Source organism: Brevibacterium sediminis, from assembly GCF_013623905.1.
In the GTDB taxonomy this organism is placed as follows: Bacteria; Actinomycetota; Actinomycetes; order Actinomycetales; family Brevibacteriaceae; genus Brevibacterium; species Brevibacterium sediminis.
Genome location: NZ_JABKDD010000015.1, coordinates 1 through 23,084 on the forward strand (window position 1 = coordinate 1; position 23,084 = coordinate 23,084).

Sequence of the window (23,084 nt, forward strand, 5' to 3'; positions counted from 1 at the left end):
AAGGGAAGTCGAAGAAGGACGTTATCCGGTGCATCAAGCGGTATGTGGCCCGAGAGGTGTATCGGATTCTCGAAGCGACGAACGTGAGGTGCGAGGCCGCTTGACAAGCATAGAAGGATCCCGACGGCGGCCCAGCCACCTCGCGCGAGGTTGCTGAGCCGCCGTCAGGTAGCAATTAGTCGTCGGTGAGGGTGAGGCTGAATCCGCCGGCGATGAGGGAGCCGATGTTGTAGATGAAGGCCGCAAGCGTCGACAGCGCCGTCATCAGCACGATGTTGATGACCGCGATGATGAAGCCGGCCGCGACGACCCGGCCGAAGCCGAAGATGCCGACGATCCGCTCGGCCGACTCTGCGCCGGCGAGCTCGCTCATCGTCGATTCGAGGCCGCTCATCACACCGGTCGCCTGCAGCACGACCCACAGGACGATGAAGGCGACGATCGTGGCGATGCCGATCGCCACGGACATGAGGAACGACATCTTCATGACCGACCACGGATCGACCGCGGAGACGGTGAGGCGGACGGTGCGGGGGCCTTTCTTCTTCTTGCCCTTCCCGCTGTCGACCATGTTCTTCACACCCATCTTCACGCTGCCGGAGCTCGCGCGGACGGTGTTCGCGGCATTTCCCATCACCGAGGTGGCGCCGCGGTTGCCGCCGCCCGATCCCTGGGAGCCCGATCCCTGTGAACCGGAAGTCGGTGCGCCGGATCCCTGCGAACCGGTCTGAGCACCCGATCCCTGAGATCCGGTGTGTGCCGACGGCGTCGAGCCCGCCGAGGGTGCCCGGTTGGGCTTCGGCGAGGCCTTCGGAGCGGGAGGTGCGACGACGGTGGCGTTCTGGCTGTTCGGTCCCGAAGAGCCGCGACCGGGGCCGGATCCCTGTTTCGCGCCGGTTCCCGACCCGGAGTTCGAGCCTGAACCGCTTGCCGCAGCCGACTTGTCGTCCGACTTCGACGATCCGGCCGTCAGACGGGTCGAGCCGCTCGACGTGCGTATGATCTTGCCTGAGCCTGGCTGTTTGCTATCGCTCACTCTTCCACATCCTCGTTGCCGGTCTGAGGCTCTGCGACCTCACCTTCCGGGACTTCGGCATCGTCTTCGCTTTCGATCTCGTCTTCGACCTCGGCTTCGGGCCCACGGGTCACTGCGATAATACGATCTTTCTTATCCGGTTTCGCGAACACCACACCCATGGTGTTGCGTCCCTTCGCCGGAACTTCATCGATGCTCGACCGAACGATCTTACCGCGCTCCATGACCACGAGGACCTCCTCACCGTCTTCGACGATGAGTCCGCCTACCAAGTCTCCGCGCTGTTCGGTGATCTTCGCAACCCGGATTCCCAGACCGCCGCGCCCCTGCAGACGGTACTCGTCGACCGGGGTGCGCTTGGCGAACCCGGCTTCCGTGACGACGAAGACGTAGGTGTCCGGCCGAACGACGTCCATCGTGAGCAGCTCGTCGTCGTCCTTGAACTTCATACCTGTGACGCCACCGGTGACTCGGCCCAGGGGACGGATCGACTCGTCATCGGCGGCGAAGCGGATCGACATGCCCTTGCGCGAGATCAGCAGCAGGTGATCCTCAGCACCGACGATGCGGGCCGAGACCAGCTCATCGGGCTGACCCTTGTATTCGCGCAGGTTTATGGCGATGACACCGCCGGTGCGGTTCGAGTCGTACTCGCTCAGGCGGGTCTTCTTCACCACACCGGAACGGGTGGCGAGGATGAGGAAGTCGGCTACGTCGTAGTCCCGGATCGACAGCACCTGTGCGATCGTCTCACCTGGTTGGAGGGCGAGCAGGTTCGCTACGTGCTGGCCCTTGGCATCCCGTGAGCCTTCGGGCAGCTCATAGGCCTTCGCCCGGTACACGCGACCGGTGTTCGTGAAGAACAGCAGCCAGTTGTGGGTCGAGGTGACGAAGAACTGTTCGACGACGTCGTCGCCGCGCAGTGCCGCGCCCTTGATGCCCTTGCCGCCACGGTGCTGGGCCCGGTAGAGGTGAGTCTGGGTCCGCTTCGCGTAACCGCCGCGGGTGATCGTGACGACGACCTCTTCCTCGGGGATGAGGTCCTCCATGGACACGTCTCCGTCGAATCCGGCGAGGATCTTCGTCCGGCGATCGTCACCGTAGCGCTCGACGATCTCGTCGAGTTCCTCGGACACGATCTCACGCTGGCGAGCCGGGGTTGCCAGGATGTGGTTGTACTCGGCGATCTGCTGCTCGATCTTCTCGGCCTCTTCCTGGATCTTCAGTCGCTCCAGTGCGGCCAGTCGGCGCAGCTGCAGGTCGAGGATCGCATTGGCCTGGAGTTCGTCGACCTCGAGCAGCTCCATCAGTCCGCTCCGCGCCTCGTCCGAGGACGGGGAGCGGCGGATCAGGGCGATGACCTCGTCGAGGGCGTCGAGGGCCTTGAGGTAGCCGCGCAGGATATGCGCGCGTTCCTCGGCCTTGCGCAGACGGAACTGCGTGCGACGGACGATCACTTCGATCTGGTGCTTGACCCACAGACGCAGGAAGGAGTCGATGCTCAGTGTGCGCGGCACGCTGTCGACGAGGGCCAGCATGTTCGCGGAGAAGTTCTCCTGCAGCGACGTGTGCTTGTACAGGTTGTTGAGCACGACCTTGGCCACGGCATCGCGCTTGAGCACGATGACCAGGCGCTGACCGGTGCGGCCGGAGGACTCGTCGCGCAGGTCGGCGATGCCGGCGACCTTGCCGTCCTTGACGTAGGAGGCGATCTTCGCGGCCAGTGTGTCCGGGTTGACCATGTACGGCAGCTGGGTGACGACGAGGCAGGTCCGGCCCTGGATCTCTTCGACTTCGACGACTGCCCGCTGGGTGATCGATCCGCGACCGGTGCGGTAGGTGTCCTCGATGCCCTTGCGACCGAGGACCGTCGCGCCCATCGGGAAGTCGGGTCCCTTGACGATGCCGAGGAGGGCCTCGAGCGCCTCTTCCTTGCTCGCCTCCGGGTGGGACAGCAGCCACTGTGCGCCCTGGGCGACCTCACGCAGGTTGTGGGGAGGAATGTTCGTGGCCATACCCACGGCGATGCCTGCCGAGCCGTTGACCAGCAGGTTCGGGAACCTGGAGGGCAGGACCATGGGTTCCTGGTTGCGGCCGTCGTAGTTGTCCTGGAAGTCGACGGTGCCTTCTTCGATGTCCCGGACCATCTCCATGGCCAGGGGCGCCATCTTGCACTCGGTATAACGCGGTGCGGCCGCTCCGTCGTCGCCCGGGGAGCCGAAGTTGCCCTGACCGGCCACGAGCGGGTAGCGCATCGTCCACGGCTGCACGAGGCGGACCATGGCATCGTAGATCGCCGTGTCACCGTGCGGATGGTACTGGCCCATCACGTCGCCGACGACGCGCGAGCACTTGGAGAAGTTGCGGTCGGGGCGGTACCCGCCGTCGAACATCGCGTAGAGCACGCGGCGGTGGACGGGCTTGAGTCCGTCACGGACGTCGGGCAGGGCACGTCCGACGATCACGCTCATCGCGTAATCGAGGTACGACCTCTGCATCTCGAGGTTGAGATCAACCTGTTCGATCCGGTTGATTTCTGTTCCGATATCGTTCTCGTCGGCCAATGTGGGCTCTTCCCTTGTGTTCGAACCGTGTCCGGCTGGATCTCAGCCGTGTGCGGCGGCGATTGGTGCGTGCAAAGAATGGGGGGCGGTGCATCCGGTCTCCCACCCTCACCGAGGCGGCTGCCCCGGTGAGGACGGACGATCAGATATCGAGGAAGCGGACGTCCTTCGCGTTCTCCTGGATGAAGCGGCGACGCGAATCCACGTCATCGCCCATGAGGACGGTGAAGATCTCGTCGGCGACGATCGCATCGTCGAGCGACACCTGCTTGAGCAGCCGGTGGTCGGGATCCATCGTCGTCTCCCACAGCTCCTCGTAGTTCATCTCGCCCAGACCCTTGTAGCGCTGGATCGCGAGATCCTTGGGCAGTCGCTTGCCGGCGGCCCGCCCGGTCTCGAGCAGTCCGTCGCGTTCCTTGTCGGTGTAGGCGAACTGGTGCGGGGCGTTCGACCACTTGATGCGATAGAGCGGCGGGGTGGCGAGGTAGACGTAGCCGTGCTCGATGAGCGGCTTCATGTACCGGAAGATCAGCGTCAGCAGCAGGGTCGTGATGTGCTGACCGTCGACATCGGCGTCGGCCATGAGGACGATCTTGTGATAGCGCAGCTTCTCGAGATCGAACTCCTCACCGATGCCGGTGCCGAAGGCCGTGATCATCGCCTGGACTTCGTTGTTGCCCAGCGCACGGTCGAGTCGAGCCTTTTCGACGTTGAGGATCTTTCCGCGCAGCGGCAGGATCGCCTGAGTGTTCGGGTTGCGGCCCTGAGTCGCCGAGCCGCCGGCCGAGTCACCCTCGACGATGAAGACTTCCGAGATCGACGGGTCCTTCGACTGGCAGTCCTTGAGCTTGCCGGGCATGCCCGAAGACTCGAGCAGTCCCTTGCGGCGAGTGGCCTCACGGGCCTTGCGGGCGGCCAAGCGGGCCTGGGAGGCCTGCAGCGCCTTGCGCACGACGTCCTTGGCCTGGGCCGGGTTCGACTCGAACCAGTGTCCGAGTTCGTCGCGGACCACGCGCTGGACGAAGCCCTTGACCTCGGAGTTGCCGAGCTTCGTCTTCGTCTGCCCCTCGAACTGGGGATCGCCGAGCTTGACGGAGATGACGGCCGTGAGACCCTCGCGGATGTCATCGCCGGTGAGGTTCGGGTCCTTGTCGCGCAGCAGCTTCTGGTCCTTCGCATACGCATTGACCAGCGAGGTCAGAGCCGTGCGGAAGCCCTCTTCGTGGGTGCCGCCCTCATGGGTGTTGATGACGTTGGCGTAGGTGTGGACGGACTCGTTGTACGACGTCGTCCACTGCATCGCGATCTCGAGCGCGAGAGTCTGTTCGCCCTCTTCGGCTTCGAAGACGATGACATCGGGGTGGACGAGATCGGCCTTCTTCGTCGAGTTGAGGTACTCGACATAGTCGAGCAGACCGTTCGCGTACTCGTAGGTGACGGTGCGCGGCTTCCACTCGGTCGCCTCGTCCTCGTCGATCTGGACATCGTCGTCATCGACTTCGTTGTGGCGCTCATCGGTGAGGCTGATCTTCAGGCCCTTGTTGAGGAAGGCCATCTGCTGGAAGCGCGCACGGAGGTACTCGTAGGAGAAGTCCGTGGTCTCGAAGATCGAGCCGTCCGGCCAGAAGGTCACGGTCGTGCCCGTCTCATCGGTGGCTTCGCCGCGCTGCAGTTCGCCGTTGGGCACACCACGGTCGAAGTCCATCGTCCACACGTAGCCGTCGCGCCTGACTTCGACCTCGAGTCGTTCGGACAGTGCGTTGACGACGGTCGAACCCACACCGTGGAGACCGCCTGCCACGGCATATCCGCCGCCGCCGAACTTACCGCCGGCGTGGAGGATCGTGAGGATCACCTCGACGGTCGGCTTGCCTTCCGTCGGGTGCATCGCCACCGGCATTCCACGGCCGTCATCGGCGACACGGACGCCTCCGTCGGCGAGGATGGTGACCTCGATATGATCGCAGTAGCCGGCCATCGCCTCGTCGACCGAGTTGTCGACGATCTCCTGAACGAGGTGGTGGAGACCACGTTCCGAGGTCGAACCGATGTACATGCCGGGCCGTTTCCGGACTGCCTCGAGACCCTCGAGAACAGTGATGTCGCCGGCATCATAATGAGGCTGATCCTCGGTCGTCATATGACTCCTTGTTCGGATGGTCGCTATCAGCTCCCCATTCTACCGCGCCGCACGCTGAAATGCCCGTAAGCGGCCTGTGAAGGCATATTTCCCGAATTTTCGTGCCGCAGATGTACCCCCGGACAGGTGAGGTAGCGGCTATGGCCGTTTAAGGCCCTCTGTGTTCTTCTCAGAAATACAGGGATTCTTCCCGGAATTTCGCCGAGGCGGCTGCCCACTTCACCCGAATGTGTCCCGGGGTCCGCGGCCGGCCACCGATCGTCGACCGCGTTTGAAGCTGCGTCCCTGTGGCCCCTTGATCTCGATCTCGGTGATCGTCGCCGAACCCAGCCCTTCCTCGAGTCTGCGCAGGATCGTCGGTTTGAGCACCCGCAGCTGGGTCGCCCAGGTCGTCGAGTCTGCGGCGATGACGAGCAGGGGAGGAGAGAAGTCGACGGGCGTCGCGTGCTGGGCCACCTGGGGTCCGACGAGGTCGGGCCACCGGCCGAGCACCTTGCCGATGTCGAGTGAGGACGACCAGCCGCGTTCCGTGATGAGCGACCCGAGCACGGATGACACGGTCTTCGGGTCGCGGCCGTCACGACCCGATCCGGAGTAGACGGCTTCGCCGCGCAGGCGGGAACGGCGACGGCTGCGGACGAACTTCGCTTCGGTGACCTCCATCCGTCGGACTCGGTCGAGGGCTTCGAGTGCGGCGACGGGAGTGGAGTAGTCCCGGTCGATGCCGCTCATGATGCGCCGCTCTGCAGAAGTCGGGACTGGTCGATCCGGATTCCTTCGAGACCATCGGGCAGATCGGAGTCGACGGCCGCGGTGATGAAGACCTGTTCGGCCGATGTCACTCTGGACGCCAGACGCTGACGCCGACCGGTGTCGAGTTCGGCGAAGACGTCATCGAGGACGAGGATCGGCTGTTCAGCGGCGCTTCCGGCATCGGCGGAGAGCAGATCCCACCCTGCCAGCTGCATGGCCAACGCCAGCGACCAGGTCTCTCCGTGAGAGGCATAGCCTTTCGCCGGATGGGTTCCGATCATCAGGGACAGATCATCGCGACCGGGTCCGTGCAGGGTCAGTCCGCGCTCGATCTCAGTCGTGCGGCGACGATCGAGGGCCGCCAGCAGCAGCTCCTTGCAGTCGGCAGCGGATGCTGCCTGCGAGTAGTCGATGCGCGAATCGTAGGCGATGTGGGCGCCTTGCCGTTCCAGTCGGGCATCGGCTGCGATATAGGCGAAGTTCGTCTGCAGCGGCTCGACGATATCGGCGAGGATCCGCTGTCGCCCGAAGACGAGTTCGGCAGCGGAGTCCGCGTAGGCCATATTCCAGATGTCGAGTGTCGCCTCGAGGCCGGGATCGCGGTCCTCGCGGAGCCGTTTGAGCAGAGCATTGCGCTGTTTGAGTGCCCGTTCGAAGTCCGTGATGATCGAAGCGAAGCGCGGATTTCGCGCCACGACGAGCGTGTCGATCCACGACCGGCGTTCGGCCGGTTCACCGCGGACCAGACTGAGATCCTCGGGAGCGAAGACGACGCAGGAGACGAGGCCGAGGATGTCCTTGAGCTTCACCGCATTGCGGTTGACCCGGGCCCGGTTGGCACCTTTGGCCTGGATAGTCACCTCGACGGTGGCATGCCGCTGATCCCGGTTGACCAGTGCGGACACCGTCGCAGCCGGTCGCCCCTCGTGGACGAGCGGAGCGTCGAAGGCCACCCGATGGGAGCGCTGATGAGCGAGGTACCCGATCGCCTCGACGATATTGGTCTTCCCGGTCCCATTGTCGGCCACGAATGTGGTGACTCCGGGTGAGAACTCGAGGTCGAGTTCCGGATACGACCGATAGTCACGCAGGGAGAGTCGGGATATCCACATTCAGATGCGCGTGGGCATGAGCAGATAGCGATAGGACTCGTCGGCAGGACCGTCGAGTTCCTTCTGCCCGGAGATGATGACCGGCTTCATCGGCTGTGTGAAGGAGAAGTTCACGTACGGGCTCTCGACAGCGGCGAGACCTTCGGCGATGTAGTGCGGGTTGAAGCCGACGGTGATCTCGTCGCCCTGGAGGGTGGCTTCGACGGCTTCGGAGGCCTGAGCGTCGTCACCGGTGCCGGCGTGGAGGGTGAGCATGCCGTCGGTGACCTCGAAGCGCAGCGGGGTGTTGCGTTCTGCCACGAGTGAGACGCGGCGAACGGCTTCGCGCAGCACGGCGGTCTCGACGATGGCATGGATCGGAACCGAATCCGGGAACAGCGACCGGACCTTCGGGTACTCGCCCTCGATGAGCAGCGAGGTGGTGACTCGACCCGCCGAGGTGAAGGAGATGAGGTCCTTGCCGGCATCGGTGCTCAGGCCGATCGTGACATCGCCGCCGAGGGACTTCGAGACATCGGAGAGCGTGCGTCCGCGCAGCAGAGCCACGGCCGAGACGTCGGGGCGTCCCGGGTTCCAAGTGAACTCGCGAACGGCCAGACGATAGCGGTCGGTGGCGAGCATCGTGACTTTCTCGCCCTCGATCTCGACTCTCACGCTGGTGAGGATCGGCAGGGTGTCGTCCTTCGAGGTCGCGATCGTGACCTGTGAGACGGCGTTCTGGAACTCACCGGCCGAAACGGTGCCCGAGTCGTCGGGGATCTGCGGCAGCGCGGGGTATTCGGCCACGGGCATCGTCATGAGTGAGAAGCGCGAGGATCCGCAGGTCACGTCGACCTTCGCATCGATCTGTTCGAGGGTGACCTCTTGGTTCGGCAGAGCCTTGGAGATGTCGGCGAGCAGACGTCCGGAGACGAGGACCGTTCCTGCGGAGGCGACGTCGGCAACGATCTCGACGCGGGATGAGACTTCGTAGTCGAAGACGGCCAGACGCACTGTGCCGCCGGCTTCGGCGGTGATGAGAATACCGGTGAGGACCGGAGCGGAAGGACGGTTGGGCAGAGTCTTGGTCGCCCAGGCAACAGCGTCAGCGAGAACGTCGCGATTGACTTTGAACTTCAAGGGGGATGCTTCCGCGTTCACTTTACTCCTTCGGGGTGGCCACCCGACCTGCACTGGGCATCTGGCACGAGATTCCGGGTTGCGAGTCACAGGCTCGATACTGCTCGGAAAACTTTACACAGCCTATCCGATTTGTGCCCACCTCAGGAGTGCCGGCCGAAAAGGGATGCCAGGGGTGCTCAGCGAGCGAATCTCGCATTCGAGAATCAGCCGAGATCCTGTGTTCGAATATTCTGCAGGTCCATGACTCTCTCGACCTCGAGCTTGTGAGCTCGAAGCTCATCCACCGCAGCAGTCGGTGGCGGTCGCCCTCTTAAGAGTTGAATTCACTTGGTAGAAGTATCAGCACATGTGGAGACTGTGGACAAGTGCCGCTTACCCCAGAGTAATCAAGGGTTCTGAGCCATTATGAGCTTGTGGATGCCATGTGCACCGCGACCGAGGCGTCGGTGGGCGCTTGGGTAAACACAAGCATGTAGTTCACATCTTTCCACCCGTGGAGCAGTTCTGTCCACCGTTCTGTCCCCAAGCTGTGAGCAATTGTCCCCAGGGTTATCCACAGATGTGTATGACGTCTTCTATAGGCGGTGCTGTTGTTTAATGCGGTTTGTGAGTTCGGTGACCTGGGTGTAGACGGCCCGTCGTTCGGCCATCTGAGTTCGAATCTTCTTGTTCGCGTGCATCACGGTGGTGTGATCGCGTCCACCGAACGCCTGTCCGATCTTCGGCAGGGAGAGGTCGGTGAGCTCGCGGCACAGGTACATGGCGATCTGCCTGGCCGTCGTCAGCGTCCTGGACCGGGAGGTTCCGCACAGGTCATCGAGGGTGAGGCTGAAGTAGGCAGCGGTCTGGCCCATGATGTCCGCGGCCGTGACCGCAGGGGTGTCATCGGGGGTGATGAAGTCCTTGAGCACGGTCTCGGCCAAGGAGACGTCGATCTGCTGATCGTTGAGGTTGGCGAATGCCGTGACCCGGATGAGAGCGCCTTCGAGTTCGCGGATGTTCGAGGACACACGGGAGGCGATGTATTCGAGGACATCGTCGGGAACATCGAGCTGCTCGGCTGCGGCCTTGCGGCGTAGAATCGCGAACCGAGTCTCCATATCCGGCGGCTGCACGTCCGTGAGCAGACCCCATTCGAATCGGGAGCGCAGCCGCTCTTCGAAGCCCTTGAGCATCTTCGGCGGCTGATCGGAGGTGATGACGACCTGTTTGGCCTCATTGTGCAGAGCGTTGAACGTATGGAAGAACTCTTCGACGGTCGCATCCTTGCCCTGCAGGAACTGGATGTCGTCGATCATGAGGATGTCGACCTCACGGTAGCGGCGCTGGAATGCCGGACGCAGAGCATTCGAGGTTTTCGATGAGCCGATCGTATTGATGAAGTCGTTGACGAACTCTTCGCTGGAGACGTACTTCACTCGGATCTCCGGGAACAGCTGAGTCGCGTAGTAGCCGATCGCATGGAGCAGATGGGTCTTGCCCAATCCCGAGTCCCCATAGATGAACAGAGGATTGTAGGCCTTGGCCGGTGCCTCGGCGACAGCGAAGGCCGCTGCATGGGCGAACCTGTTGGAAGCGCCGATGACGAAGGTATCGAAGGTGTACTTCGGATTGAGCTGAGCGACGCCGGGAGCATCGACGGGCGGGCCCATCGGGGCGGCGGTCGCCTCGGCGATCTTCATCTCACGGTCGGTCATCCCGGAATCGTCGGGAGCCTGAGGCTGCGAGGCGGGCGTCTGCGCTGCCGGCGGTGCCGATGCCTGCGCCTGCGGCATCTGGGTGTCCGAGGTCTGCGCGGCCGGCTGGCCCTGGTTTGGCTGGGCGGATTCGGGCGTCGAATGATCGGCGGGGACCGGTCGGACCGGTTCGGCCGCCTCGGTGGGGATGGGTTCCGGCGATTCCGTCGCCGAGGTGGAGGTGGCCGGATCGATGGGAACCTGAGTTCCCGGTGTCGGCTCTCCGATGAGTTCTTCGAAGCGGATCGGCACGTCGAGCTCGGGATCGACGACGAAGCCGAATGTCACTTCGAACCCGAGGACCTTGGAGAACTCCCTGGTCAGGGGGCCGAGCAGTCGAGTCTCGATGGTGCGGCGGGTGTGTTCTTCGCGCACGGCGAGAAGGATGAGGGCATTGTCGACGAGGGCCTTCGGCACGGCGAGGGAGAGGAATCCCTTCTGGTGCGACGAGAGGTCCGGGTCCTTTTCCAGGTTTGAGACCACCGTGTGCCAGCGGCTGATGAGCTCATTCTTGGAATTCGACACCGTCACATTTCCTCAGCTTTCAAAAAAATTCGTTCTGGCGTGATCCACACCTGTGCATGACTTCCACATAGTTTTCCACAGAATGTGGATCAGTGCCGACTCAGCCCAGTGAATCTCCACACTCGTGGATAAGCTTGTGGAAAACTACATGGGTGTGACTTGTGGACGAGGGTTGGTGACGGAAACGCGAACGGCGATGAATTTCGGGCGAGCGTGACGTGAAACATGCGGATCCCGTTTGACCGCTCGGATAGCGCCTCGCTAAGATGGAGTGTCCTGTGTACCGGGCTTCATCCGATTATCCTGATTATCTTTTGGCTCTTATGCACAGGAGTGCTCGGCGGTCGAGACTCGTACCGCCGTTTTTTGTGAGAACGCACCGGCGTTCACCCGCAACCTAGAAATCGGAGACTGAAGTGAGCAAGCGTACATTCCAGCCCAATAACCGTAAGCGCGCCAAGAAGCACGGCTTCCGTCTGCGTATGCGCACCCGCGCGGGCCGCTCGATCCTGGCTGCACGTCGTCGCAAGGGACGTTCCGACATTTCGGCCTGAGCATGCTTGACGCGGCACATCGGATCCGCAGCGGCGAAGACTTCAGACGAATCTTCAGAGCCGGGGTCCGGGTGCGCACAGAGCATCTCATGGCGCACAGCCTGAGAGACACCGATGATACCCACGCTGCACGCGTGGGTTTCATCGTATCCAAGGCCGTCGGCAACGCCGTGGTGCGCAACCGCACCAAACGTCGGCTGCGCGAGATCATGCGTGCGCGACTCGGAGAGCTGAGAGCAGGAGATCTGTTCGTCATCCGGGCACTGCCGCATGCCGGACAGGCCGACTTCAGCGTTCTGTCCGCCGAGGTCGACGAGCTGCTGGTCAAGGCAGAGAAGAAGCTGGAACGTCGTGGACGCCGAGCATGATTTGAAGCATGTCTCCGAGGTGCCCCACCGGCCGGCAGGTTTCTGGCCGACACTCGGCTGGATCGTCCTGATCGGACCGAGGATGCCGTTCGTCTGGTTCATCCGCGCCTATCGGATCGTGATCTCACCTCTCTACGGCCAAGTGTGTCGCTACTATCCCAGCTGCTCCATGTACGGTCTCGAGGCGTTCGAGATACACGGAGTTCTCAAGGGCGTGGTGTTAACTGGGTGGCGCATACTGCGGTGCAATCCGTGGTCGCACGGAGGTGTCGACCATGTGCCGGGCTCGGCGCGGGAGGCCAGGTCGAAGACCATCCACCGCGGTCAGGCACACACCTGAATATATTGAACTTGCAGTCCGCGCACGAGCGTGAAGAAGCGGACTGCCTCGGGGCACACGTCGTGTCGCGCAGACCTGTGAACAATGGCAAAATGAACTTCGCGCAAGAATCGGTGTAACGAGGAGAACTGAATGGACTGGATGGACAAGCTGCTCTACCCGCTGCAGTGGGTAGTTGCTTGGATCCTCGCGATCTTCCACGAGATCTTCACCGCAATCGGTCTCCCGGCCGACAGCGGTTGGACCTGGGTGCTTTCGATCGCCGGACTGACCGTGGTCATCCGTGCTCTCCTCATCCCTCTCTTCGTCTACCAGATCAAGTCGCAGCGCAAGATGCAGCTGCTGCAGCCGGAGATCCAGCGCCTGCAGGCGAAGTACAAGGGCAAGAAGGACCAGTACTCCCGTCAGGCCATGGCCGAAGAGCAGATGGCGCTGTTCCGTGACAACAAGACGAGCCCGTGGGCATCATGTCTGCCGCTGCTCGTGCAGATGCCGATCTTCTTCTCGCTTTTCCGCGTCATCCACAACATGCCGAAAGTCGCTTCCGGTGATGTGGGAGCCATCGGCGGTTTCACACAGCAGCTGGCGATCCAGGCTGAGAATTCGTCGATCTTCGGCATCAGCCTTTCGGCGGTCTTCACCGACCCGGGCTTTGCGGTCAAGCTGCTGACAGGTGTCCTCATCGTCATCATGGCCGCCACCATGTTCATCACGCAGAAGCAGATGATGGCGAAGAACATGTCGGAGTCGGCGATGGCCAATCCGATGATGCAGTCGCAGAAGATGCTGCTCTACGTGATGCCTCTCGTCTTCGGCATCGGCGGCATCTACTTCCCGCTCGGTGTCCTCATCTACTGGTTGGTCTCGAACACCTGGACGATGGCCCAGCAGCACATGGTCATCCGCAATATGCCCGCTCCCGGCTCGAAGGCCGAGAAGGAGATGCTTGAGCGCAAGGCTCGCAAGGGCAAGACTCTGAAGCAGGATGAGCTCAAGGAATCGACCGTCACCGAGGAGGCCCCGAAGAAGAGCGGCCAGCGGCAGCAGCCCGTGAGCAAGAACCGTAAGAAGAACAAGAAGCGCTGAGGACAGACATGACCGAAGAGAAGATCGACGAGACCTCCGAACAGACACCGGAAGAGACTCCGGAGGAGACCTCGCCGAAGCCGAGCCGTGCCGAACTCCTCGAAGAAGAGGGCGAGATCGCTGCGGACTACCTCGAAGAGCTGATGGATCTGGCCGACATCGATGGCGATATCGATATCGATGTCGCCGACGGCCGTGCGCAGCTGTCCATCGTCTGCGAGGACGACGAGGACTCTAACCTGAGCACCCTGGTCGGCCGCGAGGGCCGCACCCTCGGTGCGCTGCAGGAACTCAGTCGTCTGGCGGTGCAGACCCAGACCGGTCAGCGCTCGTGGCTGATGCTCGATATCGACGGTTTCCGCAACAGCCGTCGCGAAGAGCTGATCAAGAAGGCCAAGCGCGCGATCGCCGAAGTCAAGGACGGCGGCGAGGAGTTCGCGTTCAAGCCGATGAACAGCTTCGAGCGCAAGATCATCCATGACCAAGCAGCTCGTGCCGGCCTGGTCTCGGAGTCCGAGGGTGAGGGCGACGGTCGTCACGTCGTCATCCGGCTCGCCGATGACTGATCAGCCCGAGAACGACCCCGAGCTTTCGACCGAGGCAGAGCTCTCGACCGAGTCGACGACAGCGGAGATCGAGACGCCTCCGGCTGGCACTGAAGAGTACTTCGGTACGGCTTACCCTGCCGCGCAGCGGTATGCCGAGCACCTGGCCACGACCGGAATCGAGTGGGGTCTCATCGGACCGCGCGAGGTCGATCGACTGTGGACCCGGCATATTCTCAACTGCGCTGTGGTTGCCGAACACATCAATGATGATGATGTCGTCGGTGATGTCGGCAGCGGTGCCGGATTGCCGGGTATTCCGATCGCACTGATGCGCCCCGAGGCGAAGATCGTCCTCATCGAGCCGATGGAACGCCGCGTCGAATGGCTGACCATGGTCGTCGACGATCTGGGCCTGAAGAATGTGCGAATCGTGCGAGCACGCGTCGAGGAACTCGTCGACGAGGAGATGTTCACGGTCGTCACCGCACGCGCTGTCAAGGCGATGACGACTCTCATCGAATGGACCCGCGAGGTGATCAGCCCCGGGGGCCGGATCCTCGCCCTCAAAGGAGCTTCCGTCGAAGGCGAGCTGGTCAAAGCGAAGAAACTGATCAAGCGGTATCGACTGTCCCAACCTCAGATCCACGTCGTTGATGGCGGCGGCATCCTCGAGGCCCCGAGTCGTGTCGTCGAGATCGTCAAGAAATAGTACGAAGTAGAGTTGGTCTAGGCTGGATGAGAGCCTTGTGAAACCGATGGATGATGGAGTGCGCCCTATGCCGATCATGGATGAGTCGTCTCCCATTGGTGCCGCGATTGCACGGGACAACCGGCGAGCGGATCGACTGTCGCAGACAACCTTTCCACGGCCGGACTCGACCCGTATCTTCACGATCGCGAACCAGAAGGGTGGCGTCGGAAAGACCACGACGGCGGTGAACATCGCAGCGGCCCTGGCCAATCAGGGGCTCAATGTGCTGCTCATCGACATCGATCCGCAGGGAAACGCGAGCACCGCCCTGGGCATCGACCACTATTCCGAGGTCACGAGCATCTATGACGTCCTCATCGATGACGTTCCCATGCGCGAGGCGGTGGCGCAGTGTCCGGACTTCGACACTCTCAAATGCGTACCGGCCACCATCGACCTCGCCGGCGCGGAGATCGAACTCGTGTCTCTCGTCGCACGTGAACAGCGACTGCAGCGTGCCTTGGGCATCTACCTCAAGGAGGAGGAAGCAGCGGGAGACCGCGTCGACTACATCATCATCGACTGCCCGCCCAGCCTCGGTCTGCTGACGGTGAACGCTTTCGTGGCCGCTCGCGAGGTCCTCATCCCGATCCAGTGTGAATACTACGCACTCGAGGGCCTCAGCCAGCTGCTGAAGAACATCCAGCTCATCCAGAAGCACCTCAATCCCGAATTGGCAATCACGACGATTCTGCTGACGATGTATGACGGACGGACGAACCTCAGTGCTCAGGTCGCCGAGGATGTGCGCACTCACTTCCCGGAGCAGGTCCTCGGTACTGCCATTCCACGTTCGGTGAGGATCTCCGAAGCACCGAGCTATGGCCAGACCGTGATCTCATATGACCCACATTCCAGCGGTGCCCTGTCCTATCGGGAAGCCGCCGAAGAAATTGCGAATCGAGGAGTAAGTCGTGGCTGAACGCAAAAAGAGGGGCCTGGGGCGCGGACTCGGAGCATTGATCCCCGACGCGAACTCCAATGATCGTCCGGTCGATGTCTTCTTCTCCGGCGGGAACTCGGAAGACGGCAAACGCGAGAGCGAGACGAAGACGTCACGCACTGCGCGCACGGACCCAGCGGCGTCGATGCAGTCGTCCCGACGACGCAAGCCGAAGGCATCCGGGACAACTCGATCGCCGTCCACGACTTCCGGGGCAGATACTGAGACTGAGGCGGCTGCCTCGAAGACAGCATCTTCGAAGGCCGGGTCGGCGAAGGCCGAGGCGACAAAATCGGGAACGACCAAGGCTGCGTCGTCCAAGGCCTCTGCGTCCAAGGCCGCAGGTTCGAAGTCCACCGCCGCTGAACCGACCGCTTCTAAGTCCACTGCGTCTAAGTCGACAGGGACGAAGACGGCGACCTCCAAGACGTCGGGAACGAAGGCATCGACGGTGAAGTCGAACGCATCGAAGGCGACTGCACAGAAGGCGACCGGGAGCGGTTCCTCCAGAACTTCTGCTGGCGCCAAATCGACGTCAACGAAGACGAAGGCTGGGTCTTCTTCTGCTCGGCCGGCGTCCGGTCCGTCCTCTGCTTCCTCAGTTGAGAGCGCACAGAAGGCGTCTGCAGCGCCGAAGAATACGACGCGGAAGACATCGTCCTCCGCCTCGGTCTCTGACTCAGCAACGGGCTCAGGCGAAGTTGAGACTCCAGCGGCGAGCTCGTCTGCTGATTCCACTTCGGTTCAAGTGGCTGACAATGAAGCTGTTGACGTGAGTTCTGACCTCGTCAATGACCCTCAGGTCCCAGAGGCCACTTCGGCAACTGCATCGGCATCGTCGGCCGAGGATGATGTTCGAGAAACGCATCCCGGCGTATACACGTCATCTGGGCGAAGCCATGCTGACAACGAGGCGGATGAAGAAGGCCAGTCCGGTGTCAGCGGAGTTGACGAACATGTTGCTACTACGAATATAGTCGAATCAGAGGCAGTGGATGCCCTAGACGAGACCCGTCCGGCGGCGGCCTCGGAATCAGAACCTTCGACAGCTTCCGAATCCGATAACGGGACGAGCCGTTCAGCTTCAATCGGACAGCCGGGTGACTCCGACACCGTAGTGACTGCCGATGAGGGCGAACTCGACGATTTCGAAGGTGTCGAGTCGATTCCGGATACCGAATTCGGTGAGATCGATGTCGATCTCATCGATGCGAACCCCAGGCAGCCGCGAACGGTCTTCGATGAAGATCTGCTGGCGGAATTGGTCCACAGCATTCGTGAGATCGGTGTCCTTCAGCCTGTCGTAGTCAGGCAGAAGCCGAGCGACCGCTCGCGCTTCGAGCTCATCATGGGTGAGAGGCGTCTTCGCGCGACGAAGGACGCTGGTCTGTCGACGATTCCGGCAATCATCCGGTATGTCGAAGATACAGACCTTCTCCGTGATGCGCTTTTGGAGAACCTGCATCGTGCAGAGCTCAATCCGCTTGAAGAGGCAGCGGCTTATGGCCAGCTGCTCGAGGACTTCGGGTGTACGCAGGAAGAACTCTCCGAGCGCATCGGGCGTTCTCGTCCTCAGATCTCTAATACCCTGCGTCTGCTGCGTCTTCCTCCTCTGGTGCAGAGGCGGGTCGCTGCCGGCGTCATCTCGGCCGGTCACGCTCGAGCGATTCTCGGACTGCGCGATCCGGAGCATATGGAAGTGCTGGCGCAGCGGATCGTTGCTGAGGGTCTGTCCGTCAGGGCATCGGAAGAAGCTGTCGTGCTGCTCAACCGAGGCGACTCCATCAATGTTTCACGTGCAACGACCAAGGTGTCCCCTGAGTTCATCGCTGTAGCTGAACGTTTGGGTGATCGACTCGACACTAAGGTGAACATCTCCGTTGGCAAACGCAAGGGCAAGCTGAGTGTGGAGTTCGCGAACCAAGAGGACCTCGACCGTATTCTCGGTCTTTTGGGTATCCCGAACGAGGACGCGCTGTGAGCGGCTTGCTATAGGCGAAGATGGGCTTCGGGGTGTTCGCCCCGAAGCCCATTTCCATTATGCGGAACTCGGTTGAGGCTGTCGTATCAATTCAACGCGCCGGTATCCACAAGTTCGCTATTGACGGTATTAGGCCACTCTCTCGCTTGTGCAATGGCGTTCACACCGTTTCACGTGAAACGGCGCGACTGCAGGTTCGTTCGGCGTCGACTCTCCATCCGTTGAACGCGGTTGTTGATGGAATTCGAGCTTCTTCTGGCAAACAGACGAAATGCATTCAGAAGAAGCCTAGTATGAAGGTCCACAGGGGTGGCTCTTGCAGCTGCTATGTGCGCCCTGCTGAGCGAGCATGTTCCGCTGTCAAGAGGTGGACTCCAGGAATCCATAGCCTCATTGATGTGGGCAGGTGGCCCGATACCGTGGGATGTGGTCTTCATTGCGAGAGGAATTTTCCTGAAGTCTTGTTTCACGTGAGACAGACGAGACGGATCGGTTGTCGGAACTTCCCCTGGAGTAGCCAGGTCCTGGTTTCGGACGGCTTGGATTACTTGTTGGAGGGTAGGCATGGCGCGTGGACCGGTCCCTGTTTCACGTGAAACAGGTCGGTGCTATGGCTGTGCAACAGGCAGCGCGGCTTTCCACAACCACATCTGGACCCTACTGAGCCTCCTTAGACTCAAACGCGGTATGTTGGTTCTCAAGCGTCTGCGTCACTCCCCGAAGACGCACGGGCTGAATCTCTGTTTCACGTGAAACCATGTTTGATGCGTCCGGGAGTCTCAGGTGACTAGGTAGGTGACGTGCGATCTGGAGCTCTGCTAGGACTCTGATCGCATCAATCGTCTGACGGTGAATCGAGTGGTGATTTGGGGTTCTCAGTCAACGCATGTCTCTTCCTGAGAGAATGTATGTCGGAAGTATAGAGAGGCATTCAAAGCTTCCCTTCCGCTTCCACCAGCTCCTTTTCCGGCTGTTGGAGTGCCGGTAGCAGGCAGAGTATGGACCACTGTAGCCGCATATTCCGGTTGCGCGGGATGGAGAATCAGCGTGAATACGGATCCGACGGGGCGTTGGATATGAGCCGGCAAGGTGTTCGCGGGTATAGAGCGCCAGGGGCAACGTGCGAGTGGTGTTTCACGTGAAACAGCTGTCAGTCGAATGGCATTCATCAAAACACACCGTGTCTTCGGGCTCGTTTGTTCACACAAACACTTCTATAGTTCAAGGTTGCCGCGCGCGGTTTAGTCGCGAATCAATAGCTGCCCACCGGTGGTCACCGCTCCACAAGACACTGAAATACATCAACGGGATCTCTCCTCGGGGGCCCACGTAGCCTCTATTCGCGGGAGCAGATGAGAGCAAATGGCGGGATTCGCTGAACTCAGGGGTTGTGACTTGGCGAGTATTTTCAACGATCTTCACGGAACCAGAGCACTTCGTCTCATGAGGAACTGGGTATATGGCGATGTTTCACGTGCAACCTCGTTTCAAGCGATTGAGATGCAACGAGCTGCCTCTCGAAGTGCACCGAAAGAAGTAGTCGGAGTCAGGATCATTGATACAACGTTCGGGTTGCCCATTCTTTGCCGGTGTCGAGTGTGTCGTAATTGCCCAAAGTTGGCATCATGCGAGCGCCGGTGCTGGTTCGCTTTGTGTTGCGTGGGAAGGCTTCGTCTGGCTCGTGCGTGCTCAGTCCACTATCGGTGCGCTTGCGAGATGATCACCCCCTACCGGTGATCTGCTGACGACTAGTTTCCGGTGTAGCGTGCGTTTCACGTGAAACACGCGCTGGCGAGTACCATCGCACGGTTGGTGAGCGCATCTACTCGACGCGAAGATAGCTGTTCTCCGCGTATTGAGGCGTATGCGGGTGGGATAGAACTTCTGGTTGTTTCAGTCTGCTGGGCTGAGGCGGGAACTAGATCATGTTCTGCGCACAGGTCATATCCCCAACTCAGGGGGTCATCGTCGAAACTACGGCCTCTTCGCTTCGTTGTTTCACGTGAAACAACCGAGCACTGATAAGAGACGCGCTGCTATTCAACACACGTCTTTGAGCTGAACGAACAGCCCTAGTAGTACTGGATGTAATGAGTATAGGGTCGGGGACTCTCAGCGCCCCGATACCTGATATTTCTCTGTGCCGAACGCGAATACTGTCGACTACCGTCTCTGACTGGTCCAGTGAATCGCCCGTTCGCAATGATGGCGCTGTCGAAGTGATTAGAGCCGGTGTCCCCGAAAATGCATGGGCAGTGAAGGCCGGGTTAGCTCGACGTCATAAGGATGCTGTGATGTCAGCCGGGGTTTCTGGGTGTTGTTATAGTCATTGGTCTTGCGCCATCGGAAAGGTCGTATGGTTTCACGTGGAACGACGGAACTGGACTAGCCTTTTTCGTTGTCGTGTGAGAGCAACTCAGTTCGTGTGTATGGTCGCTGCGAAGCTACGCGAGGTTGTGGCCGAGAGTTTCAATGAGCAGGCAGTCGTCCAGATGGCTTCGCGCCTCAAAGGAGGGCCCTTGTTGCTCGGGCGATTCGTCGATTGAAGTCTACCCAGGCTGTCGTTTCACGTGAAACATATCTCTCCCGAGCCCATGCTGGGAGGTCGGTAGGGTTCGGTGCGCGCGCTGCGCGGGGTTAGTGCGGGTCGACCGTTGTCCGTTGTAGGTGTTGTCCCTGAGTTGTATCAACCCGTCTTCGGTTCTTGAAGAGAGCACCTGTTATCTGTGGTTAGTCGTCTGGTGCTTTGTCTCCAGAGGGCCAAGACTGAGGCGAGAAGAGCCGTGCTCCTATTCAAGAAGCATGACTCTGGAGGCAGCGAGGTTGAAGCTGGGTGACTAGTTCAGCGCCTTGATGGCATCGAGACTGAGTGTGCCGGTCTGCGGATCCTTGTCCTCCAGAATGTAGAGCCGCTGGAGCGCGGCGGCTATTCCGTCGGCGATCGCGTCCCTGACGTGCGGATCCTTGAGATTCTCGAGATCGTCAGGGTTGGTGAGGTAACCGCTGACGACATGCACCTTCGGAGTCTTCAGTCGCTTGAGTGATGACCATGTGCGCGCATGCGTGCGGCAGTCCAGCATTCCGGTCCGTGCGACCAATTCGCCTTGGATGAGCTCCGCCAGCTTCTGCCCCGTGGGCGAGTTGAGGTCCGCCTGACGTTCATGACCGAAGTAGAAAGTTGCCAGTCCGTTGGCATCCTTGGATTTGCTGACATCTGCCGTGACGGTGATGACCGCAGATGCGCCGAGTGTATCTGCGCGATTGACCTCGACAGCATCGCCTTCGAGGAGAAGAGCCCCCGCTCCGATGGCCTCCAAACGACCGACAAGGCGACTTGCTATGTCTGAAGTGATCTGACGTTCGAGGGCAGATTGCTCGTCGGTCATCGGCAACGTTTGGAAATCTACAACTGTAGTCGCCGCCTCGATGACAAAAGTGCGGCCGACGAGGGACGTGCCCGAGGCTGCCACACGTGCACGTTCCTGAAGCGCGAAGAGATTGCCGGTGTCCTGGTTGCGGTCGATCGCGTTGAGTCCGCGCAGAGTCTGTGGTCCCGTGACACCGTCGACCTTCGTACCCAAACTCATCTGCAGTTCCTTGACCGCTGCCTCGGTCAGAGACGCGTACTCGGAATCGATACGACCTGGATAGAACCCCAGGCCGGCGAGTTTGGTCTGGAGGTCGACGACATCATCGCCTGTCAGCACCCTGACGGGGTCGAATCGGAGCACACGGTCACCCAACTGATATCGGGCCTGTTCCAGCGCAGAAAACGTCTCAGGACCCAACACACCGTCGCAGAGGATTCCTCGATCCTGCTGGAACTGGCGGACCCCCAGCTCAAAGGCTCGATCGAAGTCCGCGGTCTCGGTATCACCGACATGGAGCCCCAAACGGGCCATCTGAGCTTTGATATTGGGCAGCATCTCGGAAATGTCGCCACGCGAATAGCGCGGTAAGTTCGTGTTCGTCAATGCGTTGCCAATCGTAGGTGATGCGTTTCGAGGGTCAGTGTTCAGCGGCGCTCAGAAATGCCTAAGGCGCCCGTTGATACTACAACAGGCGCCTTAGAACTCGATCAGATGAAGTCGGAGAGCTCATCCTCGAGAGCGGGCTTCGGACGTGCGCCGATGATGGTCTTGGCGACTTCGCCGTCCTTGAAGACGTAGAGCGCCGGAATCGAGGTGATTCCATAGGTGCTTGCGGTCTCGAGATTCTCGTCAGTGTTGACCTTGACCACGTTGAGCTTGTCTCCGTGCTCTTCGGCGATCTGGTCGACGATGGGGCTGACCATACGGCAGGGGCCGCACCAAGGAGCCCAGAAATCGACGAGTACGGGCTTATCGGACTTCAGTACGTTCTCTTCGAACGTGGCATCAGTGACTTCTGTCGACATGAGTAACCTTCCTTCACAACGAATGTCTCTATCAGAACAGTGGAGCTGGATCTTTCATTCCCGGGCCTATTCGCTCGGCCCGCTGTGCTGTCAAGCGCAGCGATACGAGCGGGCGTTTCGGGATCAGGAAGCGACTGAGGCTTCGGCCACTGCTGCTTCCGCCATGGCGGGCTTTGAAGCAGCTTCGAGGTCGCCGAGGTAATGTTCGGCGTCGAGGGCGGCCGAGCAGCCCGAACCGGCAGCAGTGATGGCCTGACGATAGACCGAGTCGATGACGTCGCCTGCTGCGAAGACGCCCTCGACAGACGTCTTCGAGGTGCGACCGTCGACGCTGAGGTACCCGTCGGCGCGCATCTCGAGCTGATCGGCGAACAGGCTTGTGCGCGGGTCGGAACCGATAGCCACGAACATGCCGGTCACCGGCAGTTCTGAGGTCTCCCCAGTGACGGTGTTGCGGATGGTCAGCCCGGTGAGGGAATCTTCACCGTGGACTTCGGCGACCTCGGAGTCGAGGAGGAACTCGAGCTTCTCATCGGCGTTCGCGCGGTCCTGCATGGCCTGCGAAGCACGCATCTCCTGCCGACGGTGGACCAGCGTGACCTTGGACGCGAAACGGGTGAGGAAGGTGGCCTCCTCGAGTGCGGAGTCGCCGCCGCCGATGACAGCGATGTGCTGATCACGGAAGAAGAATCCGTCACAGGTGGCGCACCAGCTGACTCCGTGCCCGGAGAGCTTCTTCTCGTTGGGCAGTCCGAGCTCGCGGTATGCCGAACCTGTTGCCAGGATCACGGCCTTGGCTGTGTAACGCGACCCCAGAGCGGTCTCGATCTCGTGAGCACCCGGGTTGAGTTTGAGGGTCTCGACATCGTCGTAGATGACCTCGGCACCGAACTTCTCAGCCTGCTCTCGCATGCTCTCCATGAGTTCGGGCCCCTGCACACCGGCGGGGAATCCAGGGAAGTTCTCGACGTCGGTGGTGTTCATCAGTTCGCCGCCTGCGGTCACCGATCCTGCGATGACGACCGGCGAGAGGTTCGCACGGGCCGCGTAGACGGCCGCGGTGTAGCCGGCTGGCCCCGATCCGATGATCACCAGTTGAGTATCAGTCATGTGAAAAGTTCCCTGCTTC

At 61.0% G+C, this 23,084-nt stretch carries 19 protein-coding genes; 8 read left to right on the plus strand and 11 right to left on the minus strand.

Features of this window, described 5'->3' with window-relative positions; translation table 11 throughout:
• Nucleotides 1–175: 175 nt before the first annotated feature.
• The 7 genes from HK108_RS19145 to dnaA all read right to left on the minus strand — a co-directional run bounded on the left by HK108_RS19145 (nucleotide 176) and on the right by dnaA (nucleotide 10,988).
• The gene (locus tag HK108_RS19145; protein WP_229664213.1) at nucleotides 176–1,036 is read right to left on the minus strand and encodes a DUF3566 domain-containing protein; all 861 of its coding nucleotides are present in this window, start codon (nucleotides 1,034–1,036) and stop codon (nucleotides 176–178) included.
• The gene (gene gyrA / locus HK108_RS15485) at nucleotides 1,033–3,600 is read right to left on the minus strand and encodes a DNA gyrase subunit A (RefSeq protein ID WP_139909532.1); all 2,568 of its coding nucleotides are present in this window, start codon (nucleotides 3,598–3,600) and stop codon (nucleotides 1,033–1,035) included. The genes HK108_RS19145 and gyrA overlap by 4 nt, the downstream gene beginning before the upstream one ends.
• Nucleotides 3,601–3,742: 142 nt before the next feature.
• The gene (gene gyrB / locus HK108_RS15490; RefSeq protein ID WP_139467608.1) at nucleotides 3,743–5,740 is read right to left on the minus strand and encodes a DNA topoisomerase (ATP-hydrolyzing) subunit B; all 1,998 of its coding nucleotides are present in this window, start codon (nucleotides 5,738–5,740) and stop codon (nucleotides 3,743–3,745) included.
• 219 nt (nucleotides 5,741–5,959) lie between these two features.
• Nucleotides 5,960–6,472, minus strand: coding sequence for a DciA family protein (locus HK108_RS15495; RefSeq protein ID WP_139467607.1), 513 nt, complete (start codon nucleotides 6,470–6,472; stop codon nucleotides 5,960–5,962).
• Nucleotides 6,469–7,605, minus strand: coding sequence for a DNA replication/repair protein RecF (gene recF, locus HK108_RS15500; RefSeq protein ID WP_139909528.1), 1,137 nt, complete (start codon nucleotides 7,603–7,605; stop codon nucleotides 6,469–6,471). The genes HK108_RS15495 and recF overlap by 4 nt, the downstream gene beginning before the upstream one ends.
• On the minus strand, nucleotides 7,606–8,745 hold the full coding sequence (dnaN, locus tag HK108_RS15505) for a DNA polymerase III subunit beta (RefSeq protein WP_172173149.1): 1,140 nt from the start codon (nucleotides 8,743–8,745) through the stop codon (nucleotides 7,606–7,608).
• 557 nt (nucleotides 8,746–9,302) lie between these two features.
• Nucleotides 9,303–10,988, minus strand: coding sequence for a chromosomal replication initiator protein DnaA (dnaA, locus tag HK108_RS15510; RefSeq protein ID WP_181272177.1), 1,686 nt, complete (start codon nucleotides 10,986–10,988; stop codon nucleotides 9,303–9,305).
• Nucleotides 10,989–11,404: 416 nt separating this feature from the next.
• Between dnaA and rpmH the strand changes: the two genes are divergently transcribed.
• The 7 genes from rpmH (at nucleotide 11,405) to HK108_RS15545 (ending at nucleotide 15,557) form a co-directional block, all read left to right on the plus strand.
• Nucleotides 11,405–11,542 carry a 50S ribosomal protein L34 gene (gene rpmH, locus HK108_RS15515; protein ID WP_039211706.1) on the plus strand — a complete coding sequence of 46 codons (138 nt, stop codon included), beginning with the start codon at nucleotides 11,405–11,407 and terminating at the stop codon, nucleotides 11,540–11,542.
• A gap of 2 nt (nucleotides 11,543–11,544) precedes the next feature.
• A complete protein-coding gene (gene rnpA, locus HK108_RS15520; RefSeq protein ID WP_139467604.1) occupies nucleotides 11,545–11,910 on the plus strand; it encodes a ribonuclease P protein component in 366 nt (121 codons plus the stop codon).
• 82 nt (nucleotides 11,911–11,992) lie between these two features.
• Entirely contained in the window at nucleotides 11,993–12,250 is a 258-nt protein-coding gene (gene yidD, locus HK108_RS18685; protein WP_101546527.1) for a membrane protein insertion efficiency factor YidD, read from the plus strand.
• Between the two features lie 132 nt (nucleotides 12,251–12,382).
• On the plus strand, nucleotides 12,383–13,336 hold the full coding sequence (yidC, locus tag HK108_RS15530) for a membrane protein insertase YidC (protein ID WP_181272179.1): 954 nt from the start codon (nucleotides 12,383–12,385) through the stop codon (nucleotides 13,334–13,336).
• An 8-nt stretch (nucleotides 13,337–13,344) separates the two neighbouring features.
• Nucleotides 13,345–13,902, plus strand: a complete 558-nt coding sequence (locus tag HK108_RS15535) for a Jag family protein (protein ID WP_172173164.1) — start codon at nucleotides 13,345–13,347, stop codon at nucleotides 13,900–13,902.
• Complete coding sequence (gene rsmG / locus HK108_RS15540; protein ID WP_181272180.1) at nucleotides 13,895–14,593, plus strand: 16S rRNA (guanine(527)-N(7))-methyltransferase RsmG; 699 nt, start codon at nucleotides 13,895–13,897, stop codon at nucleotides 14,591–14,593. The genes HK108_RS15535 and rsmG overlap by 8 nt, the downstream gene beginning before the upstream one ends.
• Nucleotides 14,594–14,660: 67 nt before the next feature.
• Nucleotides 14,661–15,557 carry a ParA family protein gene (locus HK108_RS15545; RefSeq protein WP_139467600.1) on the plus strand — a complete coding sequence of 299 codons (897 nt, stop codon included), beginning with the start codon at nucleotides 14,661–14,663 and terminating at the stop codon, nucleotides 15,555–15,557.
• Here the strand turns inward: HK108_RS15545 and HK108_RS18980 are convergent.
• Complete coding sequence (locus HK108_RS18980; protein ID WP_229664215.1) at nucleotides 15,474–16,316, minus strand: hypothetical protein; 843 nt, start codon at nucleotides 16,314–16,316, stop codon at nucleotides 15,474–15,476. The genes HK108_RS15545 and HK108_RS18980 overlap by 84 nt on opposite strands.
• Before the next feature lie 10 nt (nucleotides 16,317–16,326).
• Here HK108_RS18980 and HK108_RS18985 point away from each other — a divergent pair, with 10 nt between their 5' ends.
• Nucleotides 16,327–17,559, plus strand: a complete 1,233-nt coding sequence (locus HK108_RS18985) for a ParB/RepB/Spo0J family partition protein (protein WP_229664216.1) — start codon at nucleotides 16,327–16,329, stop codon at nucleotides 17,557–17,559.
• A gap of 2,837 nt (nucleotides 17,560–20,396) precedes the next feature.
• Here the strand turns inward: HK108_RS18985 and HK108_RS15555 are convergent.
• The 3 genes from HK108_RS15555 to trxB form a co-directional block, all read right to left on the minus strand.
• Nucleotides 20,397–21,485: an N-acetylmuramoyl-L-alanine amidase gene (locus HK108_RS15555; RefSeq protein ID WP_229664217.1), complete on the minus strand. Its 1,089-nt coding sequence runs from the start codon at nucleotides 21,483–21,485 to the stop codon at nucleotides 20,397–20,399.
• 152 nt (nucleotides 21,486–21,637) lie between these two features.
• Nucleotides 21,638–21,955: a thioredoxin gene (trxA, locus tag HK108_RS15560; protein ID WP_039211718.1), complete on the minus strand. Its 318-nt coding sequence runs from the start codon at nucleotides 21,953–21,955 to the stop codon at nucleotides 21,638–21,640.
• A gap of 123 nt (nucleotides 21,956–22,078) precedes the next feature.
• Nucleotides 22,079–23,065, minus strand: coding sequence for a thioredoxin-disulfide reductase (trxB, locus tag HK108_RS15565; protein ID WP_181272181.1), 987 nt, complete (start codon nucleotides 23,063–23,065; stop codon nucleotides 22,079–22,081).
• Nucleotides 23,066–23,084 lie beyond the last annotated feature (19 nt).

Coding starts and splice junctions, on each gene's coding strand:
- gyrB (WP_139467608.1), bottom strand. CDS start 5,740: ATGACGACCGAGGATCAGCCTCATTATGATGCCGGCGACATCACTGTT.
- yidC (WP_181272179.1), top strand. CDS start 12,383: ATGGACTGGATGGACAAGCTGCTCTACCCGCTGCAGTGGGTAGTTGCT.
- rnpA (WP_139467604.1), top strand. CDS start 11,545: ATGCTTGACGCGGCACATCGGATCCGCAGCGGCGAAGACTTCAGACGA.
- yidD (WP_101546527.1), top strand. CDS start 11,993: ATGCCGTTCGTCTGGTTCATCCGCGCCTATCGGATCGTGATCTCACCT.
- HK108_RS15535 (WP_172173164.1), top strand. CDS start 13,345: ATGACCGAAGAGAAGATCGACGAGACCTCCGAACAGACACCGGAAGAG.
- trxB (WP_181272181.1), bottom strand. CDS start 23,065: ATGACTGATACTCAACTGGTGATCATCGGATCGGGGCCAGCCGGCTAC.
- HK108_RS15555 (WP_229664217.1), bottom strand. CDS start 21,485: ATGCTGCCCAATATCAAAGCTCAGATGGCCCGTTTGGGGCTCCATGTC.
- HK108_RS15495 (WP_139467607.1), bottom strand. CDS start 6,472: ATGAGCGGCATCGACCGGGACTACTCCACTCCCGTCGCCGCACTCGAA.
- HK108_RS15545 (WP_139467600.1), top strand. CDS start 14,661: ATGCCGATCATGGATGAGTCGTCTCCCATTGGTGCCGCGATTGCACGG.
- trxA (WP_039211718.1), bottom strand. CDS start 21,955: ATGTCGACAGAAGTCACTGATGCCACGTTCGAAGAGAACGTACTGAAG.
- rsmG (WP_181272180.1), top strand. CDS start 13,895: ATGACTGATCAGCCCGAGAACGACCCCGAGCTTTCGACCGAGGCAGAG.
- recF (WP_139909528.1), bottom strand. CDS start 7,605: ATGTGGATATCCCGACTCTCCCTGCGTGACTATCGGTCGTATCCGGAA.